The organism is bacterium 336/3 (assembly GCA_001281695.1).
In the GTDB taxonomy this organism is placed as follows: Bacteria; Bacteroidota; Bacteroidia; order Cytophagales; family Thermonemataceae; genus Raineya.
The window spans coordinates 3,447,461-3,460,095 of record LJIE01000001.1; the positions used below are offsets into that span (position 1 = coordinate 3,447,461).

Here is a 12,635-nt window from a genome sequence, read left to right on the forward strand (position 1 = left end):
GCAAAAGCCTCTCATTTTGAGAGGCTTTTGTTATTTGATGGGTTTCTGAACTGTACCAATAAATAATATTTCCTGTGTTTCTGAGTGTTCTATCACAAACAAAAACGGATGGTCAGCTTTAAAAATAAAAGGCACTTGAAGTTCAGATTGATGTGAGCTACTTTTTGGTGTCATGACTACTGCTGTAGCTGCTGCTGCCTCTGTTCCTTTTTCTTCTACTTTTACTTTGGCTTGGTGAATTACCTCTGAGATTTTAAGACTTGTTTTTTGAGAAATTCCTGAAAATTGAGCTACATCCCCAAAAGCTGTAGGCATTCCCATTGCCTTTAGATTATTAGATAACATATATTTTGTTTCAAATTCAAAAACAGGCAAATACAACCTTACATCTTTTTTAGATACAGCATTTTTCAAAGCTGTCCATAGGTTTGCATCTATATTTTTAAGTAGTTCTGGGAGTTTTTTATCCTTGGGCAAAACGACCCACATTGAAACCTTATTACCTTTGTAAGGCAACTGGATTACAGAATTGCCATCTAAAATACCCGCTTTAAAAAATTTTTCCTGATACATCATATCTACTTTTTCATCTTTCTCTCCATTGACTTTAAAATCAAGTTTATGGGTGTTTTTTTTATCAAAACCATATTCCCAATTTGCTTTAAAATAAATAGTATTGGTTAAAACCATTTTGGTTTCTTTGGTTATTACACCCATAGGAAGTAGATTCTTAATCATTTTATTCGTTTTTTCTTCCACAAATAAATTGATTTTCTTTCGAGCATTTTCAGGGTTTTCTTTAAATCCTAAAACCTCTGCACCAGCCATATAAAAATCTTTAGCTATTTTTTGATATGTATCCAATACTTCCAAGCTTTTTTCTATCCATAACATATTGGTTGTAACCAATTGAAAATCTTTTACATTCGATATTTTTTTGATAATATCCTGCATTTCTTTTTGCCTTTTGGTAGCATCAGTTTCTAAGGATAAAGTTTTTTGCATTTCTTCAAGTGTTGCACCACTAGCTCCCTCTGCACACAAACTCAGAATAGTACGAATACTATAGGGAGAGAGAAAAGTATTTTCATTTTTGGCTAAGTTTTTCAGCATACTGAAAGCAAACTTATCAGAATTTCTTAATTCTTGGCTAAATAATTGGCTTATAGAATAATAGAAAAACAATGAGGTTAAAATAAATTTTTTCATACTTAAACAGTGTTAGTTTTTTATTATTAACCAAACCTTATGCCGAAATTCTTTATTTATGATAATTCTTGGCTTAAATCTTTTTATTCTTTATTTTTGGGGCTTTGAACATTTTATATACCTAAATTTATAATTGCTATGATTGCACTACTAATAGGGATTTTTGTAGTAGGATATTTACTGATTGCTTTAGAACACAATATTCGTTTAAACAAAACAGCCTCTGCCCTCATTACAGGTGTACTTTGTTGGGTTGTTTACATTGTATTTTCCGAAAATAAAGAAGTCGTTTCTGAACATTTAGCACACCATTTATCAGAAATAGCACAAATCCTATTTTTCTTGATGGGAGCTATGACTATTGTAGAGCTTATTGATGCTCATGATGGTTTTGATATTGTAAAAAGTCAAATCAATACTCCCAATAACAAACGCCTGATGTGGGTGATGAGCCTTTTGGCATTCTTTTTATCTGCTATTATTGATAACCTTACCACAGCCATTGTGATGGTTTCTATTCTAAGAAAAATCATCAAAGACAAAGAGCAAAGAATGTTGCTTGTGGGTATTATGATTATTGCTGCCAATGCTGGAGGAGCTTGGTCACCTATCGGAGATGTAACTACCACCATGCTTTGGATAAAAGGACAGATTTCTGCTTCTGCAATTATTACCAAAGTTTTTATACCAAGTTTAGTATGTACCCTCATTCCTTTAATCTATTATCAATTCCGATTACCCAAACAAGAGTTGGAGAAAATGGAACGAAATACAGAAGCTAATCCTGATGGAAAGAAAATGTTAATTTTTGGTGTGAGTATTTTATTGTTAGTCCCTGTATTTAAGACAGTTACACATTTACCTCCTTATATGGGTATTTTATTAGGCTTGGGTTTGGTTTGGGTATTTTCTGAAATTATTCATAGCAATAAAGATGATGAGCGTAGGAGACCTCTTTCTGTAGCTCATGCCCTTTCAAAAATTGATACTTCCAGCATTTTGTTTTTCTTAGGTATTTTATTGGCTGTGGGAGCCTTAGAATCTACAAATTTACTAAAAAGTTTTGCAGGCTTTTTAAATGAATCTGTTGGAAACTTAGACATTATCATAACCATTATTGGTGTAGCATCTTCTGTGGTAGATAACGTTCCATTGCTTGCAGCAGCTCAAAATATGTATTCTTTGGCAGATTTCCCAATGGATAGTAAATTGTGGCTATTTTTAGCATATTCTACAGGTACTGGTGGTAGTATTTTGATTATTGGTTCTGCTGCTGGAGTGGCAGCTATGGGCATGGAAAATATTAGCTTTACTTGGTATTTGCGTAGAATCTCACTATTTGCTCTTTTAGGTTTTTTGGCTGGAGCATTGGCTTTTGTATTAATCAATTAACAATGAACAATTATCAATTTTGTACTTATTACGAATATCTTTCTACTTAATTCATCACTAAAATATGTCTTGGCTTTGTCTCAATTGCGAAACTGTAAACTTTGATGCTGAAACACGCTGCATTGTTTGTGGAGATGAACGTTATTACACAGCCTCTGAAATGAAACTTTTGTTAGACAATCATCCTGAAGCCAAACAACTTAGAGATGAAAACAAACGCCTCAACACGCAAACAAAGTGGTTACAAACACGAAACAAGAATTTAACTCAAGAAAATAAACTACTCAAAGAGCAAAATACTCCAAAGCAAGAAGAAATATCCATACCAAAAGAAGAAATCATAGATTCTACTCAAGAATCTATGATTCAACCTCTTATAATTAAAGATGCAATACAACAAAAAAAGATTTTTTGGACTCACAAAGTGGTATTTTGGCAAATTACAACAGCCGTTGCTACGCTTTCTGCCATCTTAATTGCTGTTTTTAAGCGGTAAATTCTTTTTGGTACGATTTTTTAGAAGGAACAAGAAACAAAACCAACAAACCTATTATAAAAAATCCCATCAGAGCAAGTACACTGTTTCGCATACTTCCTGTAAAATGATGAATGGCTCCATAAACAAAAATGCCTAAAGCTGTTGAAATTTTATCGGCTGCATCATAAAAACTAAAAAATGAAGCTGTATCTGTTGTTTCGGGCATGAGTTTAGCGTATGTCGAACGAGAAAGAGATTGAACGCCTCCCATCACAAAACCTACAACACCTGCCAATCCATAGAAGCTCATTTTATCTTTCACAAAATAAGCCCAAATACAAATTCCAATCCAAATAATAACAGCTATTCTTAGTGAATAAGTGTTCCCCTTCCTATTTGAAATGGCAGAAAAGAAATAAGAACCTACAATAGCAACCAACTGAATGATTAATACTACCATAATGAGGGCTTGTTCTTCCATTTTTACCTCTTCTTTGGCAAAAAAAGGAGCTAAGTACATCACACTTTGTACAGCCATGTTATAGAAAAAGAAAGCTACTACAAACATCTTCAGGTATTTGAGTGGGCGTACTTGCTTCCAAACATTGCCCAATTCTTTAAATCCATTCAAAAGCCAATTTCCTTTTGCCTCTTTCTGATAAACATTGTTGGGCATATAATAAAAGCTGTATTGAGCAAAACCTATCCACCATAAACCTGTAAGTGCAAATGAAATCCGAGGGGCTATGCTTCCATCTTCAATTCCTAAATCTTTTCTAAAAATAATCAGGGCTAATGAGAATACTAATAGAATCACACTACCAATATAACCTCTTGCAAAGGCTTTGGCACTTAATCTGTCAAATTGGTCATCTGTAGCTATATCAGGCAAATAAGAATTATTAAAAACTACACTGCCGGCATAACCTATCAACCCCAACATATACCCCAAAATCCCCCAATGAATGGTTGATAGATCTTTAAATAAAATAAGTATAAAACAAGCGATACTTCCTATAATACAAAAAAACTGCATAAATGCTTTTTTACGGCCACTATAGTCGGCGATTGCTGTAAGAATAGGACTGATAAGAGCTATCAAAAAAAATGCTAAAGAAGCAGCATATTCAAAGATAACGGTATTCTTGATGGTAGAGCCTAAAAACAAAATTTCTGATGTTCCATCAGGATTTCTTGTAATACTATCACTATATCCAGGGAAAACAGCTGAGGCTATTACAAGTGAAAAAGCTGAGTTTGCCCAATCGTACATTGTCCAAGCATTCGTGATTTTAGGGTCATTTTTAGGAACAGATGTTTTTAACATAGTATAAAATATCGGTTTTAAATATTTAAGTGTAAGATCCTTAAAACAAGAATAATGAATTATTTTGACAATATGCTACTTACAGATAAACTTTTCGTTAAATCTCAAGATGCTATCCATATCTCAGAAAAAATAGCTACATTTGCATGTATATTTTGTCTTTGTTATATGAATTTTGAAATAAAATTACCTCTCTTTGAAGGACCATTCGATTTGTTGTTGTTTTTTATTGAAAGGGATGAATTAGATATTTATGATATTCCTATCTCACAGATAACCAAAGAGTTTCTCTATTATATTCAACACCTAGAACGCCTAAACATTGAAATTGCTAGTGAGTTTATCTTAGTAGCAGGAACACTTGTACGAATTAAGGCGAAAATGCTTTTACCAAGACCCGAATTGGATGAGCAAGGTAATGAAATAGACCCTCGTGATGAGCTTGTTAAACATCTTTTAGAGTATAAAAAATATAAGAGTGTCATTTCTGAATTTGCTCGTATGGAAGAAGAACGCATGCAGAAAGATGTTCGTGGAAATATTGTAAGTGAACTCAAAAAAATATCCGCAGTCAGTAATGTAGAAGCTGAATTGCAAGATTTGGACTTATATAAATTGCTCAAAGTCTATGAAAAAGTAAATGAGCGTTATAAAAACAATAGCAGAGTTGGGCAACACACTATTTTTCAGTATCCTTATACTATTGAAGGGCAAAAGAAGTTCTTAATAAACAGTATTAAAACGCTAAGAAGAGTTTCTTTTGAAGATTTGATTCATGCAGATTTGGGCAAAGTGGGTTTCATTTATAACTTTTTAGCTATTTTGGAGATGCTTCAAGAAGGTAATATTAGCATTAGTATTGGGTTGGGTTACAATAATTTCTGGATAGAAGAATACAAAGCTCAGGAAATCCCTGACGAAGTTGCTGTTTAGTTTTTATATAAAATTTTGATATTCAAGACAATAGAATTTATATATTTATGGATGAGTTTTTTGCATTTTTTAAGACCCTTACAGATTCTAAAGAAGCCATACAAACAGGTGGTTTATTGCTCATTACCATTATTGTATATTTAGAAACTGGCTGGTTTTTTGGTTTTTTTCTCCCAGGCGATTATTTACTTTTTCTTTCAGGGATGCTCTGTGATGCTTATTTGGGAGGAAACGTACTAGGTGTTTTTGCTGGAATTTGTGGAGCTGCTATTTTAGGTAATTTTTCTGGATATATTTTTGGAAAAATCGTAGGGAAAAATTTTGAAAATCGGAGAGAAACTTGGTTTTTTAAGAAGAAATATATTGAAAATACTCGTGGTTTTTTTGATAAAAATGGTGGAAAAGCCTTGATTATTGGTCGTTTTCTACCTATTATAAGAACTTTCGCTCCACTTCTTGCAGGAATGGCTCGTATGCCTTTAGGCATTTTTGCAATTTATAATATTATAGGAGCTTTACTTTGGTCTGGTCTTTTAGTTTTTGGAGGTTATTATCTTGGTAAACAGTTTCCTGAACTTGTCAATTATGTAGAATATATTATTATTTTCTTTTTAGCAATCACAACTTTTACAGTTATTAGAGGCTATCTAAAAATAAGGCAAGAACATAAAAAAGTAAGTTAAAAAACAAATATTATTGTATTTTTCTAAGAAGCCTTATTGTTATTTTTAGCAATAAGGCTTTTGTCCTCTTAAAGTCCACCTCTTTTTTTTATCTGTCTATTTCGTGTCTACTCTATTTTTTAGGATTAATAGACCTGCACCCATACTTTTGTATCGTCTTGCAAGGCTTGTACTTTTATCAGTAAAAAAATTAATTAATCCTAAAAAATTTAATCGTATGTTCTCACGTAAAATTTATTTCCTAACATTAGCAGGCATGATGAGCTTGGTAGCTTGTAAAAAGACAGATCTCGTACCTAATACCTCTCAAAATCAATCTATAACTCTCCAAGCATTATCTGTTAATCAATTAAATGAGGTTATTAAAAAACAATTAACAAGTACACATCAATCTTTTGATTGGAATAAGGCTTCTGATGATGAACTCTGGAGTGGTATTAAAAACTCTCAGGATGGTAATTTATTAGTAGGTTATAAACCTAGCAATATTTCTATTACTCAAGCAAATGATTTAGTTGTAAAAGGAGATATTCAATCGTCTGCTTGGAAAGATGCTCATAATCAGATTATTCAATTGATTTTAGAAACAGAAAGACAACTAAATCCTGAAATTAAAATTGAAGATATTATTAGTTTTGATAATGAAGCTTATGCTGTATTTAGTGCAAAGGTTAATAATCCTGCTGTTATTAGAAAAATCAGAATGAGTCCTTTTTACAAATATGCAGAATCTACTTACGAGCCTAAAGCTGAAGCTGATATAAATTCAAGAAATCCAAGTGGGCAAGAAGTAGGCTGTGCTGGTGGATATCAAGCAAATCCTGATATAAGATTGGGTATGCACTACGATAAAATAAATACTACATCTCAATCTTTAATGTCTTGGAATTATAAATATCATAAAATTAAAGATGCTTGGGCTACTGCTTTTACAGGAAAAGGCATTGGTGTGATGGTATTTGATACAGGTTTAAATCCTAATCAGAGTTTATTAGTAAGCAAATTCAATAGTGGTTTGATTACAGGTAGAACAAGAGGAAATGTATCTTTCTTAAAAAATTCTGCTGGTACATTGTTACCATCTGCTGATGAGTGTGGACATGGCACTTCTCTTTCTGGAGTGGTAGGTGCTCCAAGAATTGATAATCTTGCTTCTACAGCAGGAGTAGCTTATGGATGTAATCTTTTGGTTGCTCGTGTAACGTATGATGTATACATTGATTCTGCTGAAGAAATTAATGCTGTTGCAGCTGGTTTTGACGCTTTTGCCCAAAATAATAGTATGAGAATTGCAAGTATGAGTTTAGGAAGAGTTGGCAACAATACACTCATTGCCAATGCTATACAAAGAGCATACAATACAGGTAGAAAACTAATTTTTGTTGCTTCTGGAACAGCTCCTTTTTTAGTCTCTGGTTCTGGTAGTGCTGTAGGTCAGGATGAGTTGGTATTTCCTGCTAATATGGGTACTCCCACCATTGCAGTATCTGGTATTGCTACAGATTATTTACGTTGTGAGCAGTGTGTGGTTGGAAATCAAACTGATTTTGTTGTAGTAATGGAGAAAGTACTTGCTGGTACAGCAGAGGTGAAGGTGCATCCACTTGGTACTGCTAATAGTAGTAGCACACAACCAAACAATATTGGTGGTTCTTCTGTAGCAACTGCAACAATGGCAGGTATGGCAGCTATTGTATGGTCTAAATTCCCAAATGAGTCTGCTATTTCTATATTCTTCAGGCTTCAAAAAGCTGCTGATAAATATAGAAATGGTATCTCAAAACCTAATCCTTATGGTTGGGGAATAGTAGATGTAAGCAAAGCTCTTACTCAACCTCTATAATATTCTTTCATTTATTCCATAAAAACCTTTAAGAATAAACTCTATATTCTTAAAGGTTTTTGTACTTATTATACAATAAATATAACTTTTTTTATATTTATAAGTATTGTCCGCCTAAAGTCTACCTATCAAAAAGGCCTGTCTACTTTGTATCTACCTATATTTTTTGGTTTGGAAGTATGTACACATACATTTGTGATGTCTTGCAAGATCAAATAATTAAACAACTTAAATCTTTATTGTCTATGTTTCGTAAAATTTATTTCCTCGCTTTATTTACCTTAACACTTCTTCAGGCAAAAGCACAAGATGAAAGAAGTTTCCAAAAATTGATGGATTTGTCTATCCAAAAGATTGAAAAAAATGGTGACTTATATTTGAAAGGTGATTTCACAGAAATCTTAATTGGTAAATCTCTAAGTGCTCTCAAAGCTAGTAGCACAAAAGGACACGATCTTGAAGATTATGAGATATATTATAAGACTCTCAATAGTGCTCATCCTAGTATCAAAACTATTCAAAAACATCTAAAACAGGCTTCTCAAGAGTTCAATGTGCCTTATGAAATTTTAAATTCTATTGCAAAAAGTTACAATAATTATTGTATGGCTGGTCCTTCTATGTATAACTCATGGGGAGTTATGGGGCTTGTGGATGGAACTCTCAGCAACACACTCTCCGATGGAGCTAAACTTATTGGAACTACTAAAGATAAAGTAAAATTCGACGTACGCCAAAATATTAGAGCAACTGCAGCTTTACTTTCTCATTATTATGGTCAAAATAAAACCAGAAATCATGAAGACATTTTGAGTTGGCTTGATGCTCTAAAAATGATTACAGGTTTAAGAGAACCAGAACTTAGAGAAATGCAAGCTATCGCTTATTTAAAAGTTTTAAATAATGGTAGCCAAGGTGAAATTACTCTTTGGAAAGAAAAAACTGATTTTAATGGTAGAAAAGATAATGCAATTGCTAATTTGATTAACAACTATGAGGAAAGAATAGCAAAAGTAGGTTTGTTTCCTCAAAAAACTAACCAAGAAGGTGTTACAACAGAAGGAGCTACAACAGGAACACCTGATTATTCTGGAGCAATTGCCTCATTTACAGATTGTAACCAAGGTTCAAGAGGGGGTACAGATATAGATACTTGGGTAAATCATTATTTAGCTACGGGTACAGTACCTGGTGCTATTAGCTGGTTTAGACAGTGTCGTCCATCAGCCACTACTTCTTCTGCACATTTTATTGTAGATACTGATGGAAAAATTTATCAATGTGTAAAGGTATCTGCAAATGCTTATCATGCAGGAGCGAGTGGAACAACCAACAATTCTCGTTCTATTGGTACAGAACATGCTGTGTATTCTTCTAATCCATCCGCTTGGAATAACCAAACCCTTCTAAAAGCTTCTACAGATATGGCAAGATTTTTTTGTAATAAATATGCTATCTCTAAAACAAGGTCATTACCAGGTATCAGAGGACACAAAGAAATGCCTGGAACAAGTACAGATTGTCCTAATATTCTTCCTTGGACTACTTGGATGGACATGTTGAACAATGGTAGTGGAACAACAAACAACACTCCTACCACTGTAAATCCAGCCAATAACGCTACTGGAACTGCAAGACCTGTTACTTTCACTTGGACTACTCCTGTCAATGCCACTCAATTCAGATTACAAGTTTCTACTGCTAACTCGGGTTGGAACGAGACTGATGGTTTTACCTCTGCTACAACAACTTCTTCTACTATTGTGGTTAATGCTAGTCTTTCTAACACTTTGAGTTTCTCTTGGATTGATGGAGTGGTTGGTTCTTTTGAAGGTCCTAGACCCAACACAACTTACTATTATACTCTCAGAAGCTTTGACCAAACTACTGGAACATCTAAATATACTGCTGTGAAGAAATTTACCACTGACCAAGGCGTTTTGGCTATTTCTCCTGCCCCAAATGCAAATGCTGCTACTCCTGTTAAACTTTCTTGGAACAGTACTATTTCTGGAGGTTCTTACAGATTACAAATCTCTAAAACTAACTCTGGTTGGACTGCTGCCAATGGTTTTACTACTGAAGCCAATCCAACTGCCAATGTTCCTGTCAATATCAGTGGGGGTGGGTTACTCAACTATACTTGGCAATCTGGTTCTGCTGGCTCTAATGCTGCTCCTGTGGTTGGTACTTCTTATTTCTGGACTGTCAGAGTTTTCTCTTCTGCTACTGGAACTTCTGATTATTCTCCTGTTAGAAAATTCACTGTAACTGCTACCGCTGCAAGAATTATTCAAGATTCTCAGTCTGATTCTAAAGACTTAATCGTTTATCCTAACCCTGCTCAAAATGATTTGCAGGTTCAAATAGTGGGAGATAATTTAGGCAAATCTAATATCCAAATTATTGACTTTCAAGGAAATATTTTAAAATCTGCTGATACAACCTCAAACACCACCTCTCTCAATGTCCAAAACATCAAAGATGGTATCTATATCTTGAGAGTTGTAAACAACAAAGGGGTTAAAACGACCAATATCATTATTAAAAAATAAAAGCTTATTTGCACTTATCCATAATTTTATGGATAAGTGCTTTTTATGTATTTTAATATTTTGTTTTATGACCAATTCTCATGCATAATCATTGATCACGATATGCTTTTGAAGAAAACATTGGAAATTTATTATCTTTATTCAAATATCAGTTTTTTTACAGACATATCTCAAACTATCCTCTATTTGCAAGACTTTAAAAATTTCATACCATCTGCATTTTTGGATGAAGAAGATTTGAAAAAGATATATTCTCCATATAAAAAAGTATTTTGAAAAGCATTTAACAATAGAGAACATCAATAAAATCATTCATATACTTTCATCTCATTAGGTTTCTTCAATTTTCATCAAAAAACCTACTAAATTTTCATCCTGTTCCAAATTAAGCTTCTTACGCAAACGATAACGAGCTTTTTTTACACTATCCTCAGATATACTTAAAAAAGAGGCTATTTCTTTGGATGAAAAATTTAATCTTAACAAAGCTGAGAGCTTTAAATCGTAGGGTGTTATATCTGGGTATTGTTGTTGGAGATTATTGAAAAAGGTTTTATGAACTTGTTCAAAGGCTACTCTAAAATTCTCCCATTGTTTATCACTTTGATCATTACTTTGGATATTTTGTTTTAATCTTTGTAATGGCTGAATAACTGATTTATCTTCTGATTTACTAATTAAGTCCTCAACTTGTCCTTTCAATTCATTTAAAAGTTCATTTTTTTGTATCATATTGAGTGTAAAGCTTGTAAGTTCTTTGTCTTTACCTTCTAATTGCAGTCTGGTATTGCTTAGTTCTAATTGGGTTTGCATTTGTTCTTCCTTGAGCATAGCCTGCTCTAATTCCATCAAGACTTTGTCTTTTTTAGCTTTTAACTGTTTTTGCTTAATGAGTAAATAACTTATTAAAACTGTACTAAGTAAAGCAACTATGAGTAATACTGTAAAAAGGAATCCTATTTTATTTTGTTTTTTTAGGTCTTCTATTTCATATTTCTGTTTTAAAACTTGTTCTTCTTTTTTATAGTTTTCATATTGATTTTGAACTTGTAATATTTGTTTATGCTTTTCAGCGTTATATAGTGTATCTTCTAACTCCTTAGCCTTTTTAAAATAATCTAAAGCTTCTTGAGGTTGTTTTTTTGCTTCATATATATCAGCTAGCACCTTATATGCTTCTTTAATATTTTGTAAGTTATTGAGCTTTAGTGCTATTTCTAACCCTTCAGAAGCTGTTGTTTGGGCATCTCTCAAGTTTCCTTTTATAGTGTATGCATTCGCTATTCCAAGCATAGAATTGGCTATTCCTACAGAGTCTGATAATGTCTCACTAATTTTTTTACTTTCTATATAATAGTTAAGTGATGAGTCAGCTTGGTTTTGAATCTGGTAAATTTCTCCTATATCACCTAATAAATCTGCTCGAAGACGTTCATAATGATTTTTATTCGCTAGTTCTAAACTTTTTCGAAGATATTCCATAGCCTTAGCATAGTTCTTCATTTTTCTATAGGTTCCTCCCAAACCATTATAGTTGTAGCTTAACCCTAATTCATAGTTGATTTCTTTACATTTATTACTTGATTTTTCAAAGAAGCTAATAGCTTTATCATAGTCATCTTGCTCAAAATAAATTACTCCAATAGCTTGTGTTATATTACAATACTGAACATTACTTTCTTTAGTTTTTACTTGAATTGTTTCTAAAACTTTTAAAGCCTCTAAATAATAATCTAATCCTTTGGGTTGATTACCACTTCTTCTATTTACTACCCCTAAATCATATAAAATGGGGACAGTTTCCATAGTATATTTTCCCTTTGCAAGTAGTAATGCTTTATTAAGATATTCTTTTGCTTCATCATATTTGCCTTGAGCTATCAAAAAAGTACCTTTGTTGTGTGTAGCCCAAACCAAACCTCTCTGATAATTAATTTTTGTAGAAAGTTCGAATGCTTGATCATTATATTCTACGGCTTGTTTTTCACCTGAGTGAAAATAAACTTGACATAGACGAATCAGAGCTTGTACTTTCAAAGTATCAACAATATCTTTTTTCAAAACACCTTTAAGACTATCCAATTTGGCTTGCTGCTTTGGAGTCAATTTTTGAGCTTGTAAAGAGAAAATTAATACATTAAAAAAAATAGATAATTGTAAAATTTTGTAGTTCATAAATGCACACTAATAAAATGAATAATAGAGCTTAAAATTT

At 32.8% G+C, this 12,635-nt stretch carries 7 protein-coding genes and 2 pseudogenes; 6 read left to right on the forward strand and 3 right to left on the reverse strand.

The window, feature by feature from the left end:
- Positions 1-30 precede the first annotated feature (30 nt).
- Positions 31-1,134: pseudogene (locus AD998_16250) on the reverse strand (hypothetical protein).
- Between the two features lie 213 nt (positions 1,135-1,347).
- Here AD998_16250 and AD998_16255 point away from each other — a divergent pair.
- Entirely contained in the window at positions 1,348-2,601 is a 1,254-nt protein-coding gene (locus tag AD998_16255; protein KOY87481.1) for a sodium:proton antiporter, read from the forward strand.
- Between the two features lie 64 nt (positions 2,602-2,665).
- Positions 2,666-3,097 (forward strand): hypothetical protein, encoded by a 432-nt coding sequence (locus AD998_16260; GenBank protein KOY87482.1) that lies wholly within the window; start codon positions 2,666-2,668, stop codon positions 3,095-3,097.
- On the opposite strand, the gene AD998_16265 is transcribed toward AD998_16260, so the two are convergent.
- A complete protein-coding gene (locus AD998_16265; GenBank protein ID KOY87483.1) occupies positions 3,087-4,406 on the reverse strand; it encodes an MFS transporter permease in 1,320 nt (439 codons plus the stop codon). The two genes, AD998_16260 and AD998_16265, sit on opposite strands and share 11 nt — an antisense overlap.
- Positions 4,407-4,574: 168 nt before the next feature.
- On the opposite strand from AD998_16265, the gene AD998_16270 reads away from it, so the two are divergent.
- The 4 genes and pseudogenes from AD998_16270 (at position 4,575) to AD998_16285 (ending at position 9,223) form a co-directional block, all read left to right on the forward strand.
- Positions 4,575-5,339: a chromosome segregation protein ScpA gene (locus AD998_16270; protein ID KOY88257.1), complete on the forward strand. Its 765-nt coding sequence runs from the start codon at positions 4,575-4,577 to the stop codon at positions 5,337-5,339.
- A 47-nt stretch (positions 5,340-5,386) separates the two neighbouring features.
- Complete coding sequence (locus AD998_16275) at positions 5,387-6,022, forward strand: alkaline phosphatase (GenBank protein KOY87484.1); 636 nt, start codon at positions 5,387-5,389, stop codon at positions 6,020-6,022.
- Positions 6,023-6,239: 217 nt separating this feature from the next.
- Complete coding sequence (locus AD998_16280) at positions 6,240-7,865, forward strand: hypothetical protein (GenBank protein KOY87485.1); 1,626 nt, start codon at positions 6,240-6,242, stop codon at positions 7,863-7,865.
- 1,118 nt (positions 7,866-8,983) lie between these two features.
- Positions 8,984-9,223: pseudogene (locus AD998_16285) on the forward strand (hypothetical protein).
- A gap of 1,527 nt (positions 9,224-10,750) precedes the next feature.
- Here the strand turns inward: AD998_16285 and AD998_16290 are convergent.
- On the reverse strand, positions 10,751-12,595 hold the full coding sequence (locus AD998_16290; GenBank protein KOY87486.1) for a hypothetical protein: 1,845 nt from the start codon (positions 12,593-12,595) through the stop codon (positions 10,751-10,753).
- Between the last annotated feature and the right edge of the window lie 40 nt (positions 12,596-12,635).

Bases quoted from the DNA above. Each gene is read 5' to 3' on its own strand.
- AD998_16255 (KOY87481.1), top strand. From the start codon at position 1,348: ATGATTGCACTACTAATAGGGATTTTTGTAGTAGGATATTTACTGATT.
- AD998_16260 (KOY87482.1), top strand. From the start codon at position 2,666: ATGTCTTGGCTTTGTCTCAATTGCGAAACTGTAAACTTTGATGCTGAA.
- AD998_16265 (KOY87483.1), bottom strand. From the start codon at position 4,406: ATGTTAAAAACATCTGTTCCTAAAAATGACCCTAAAATCACGAATGCT.
- AD998_16270 (KOY88257.1), top strand. From the start codon at position 4,575: ATGAATTTTGAAATAAAATTACCTCTCTTTGAAGGACCATTCGATTTG.
- AD998_16275 (KOY87484.1), top strand. From the start codon at position 5,387: ATGGATGAGTTTTTTGCATTTTTTAAGACCCTTACAGATTCTAAAGAA.
- AD998_16280 (KOY87485.1), top strand. From the start codon at position 6,240: ATGTTCTCACGTAAAATTTATTTCCTAACATTAGCAGGCATGATGAGC.
- AD998_16290 (KOY87486.1), bottom strand. From the start codon at position 12,595: ATGAACTACAAAATTTTACAATTATCTATTTTTTTTAATGTATTAATT.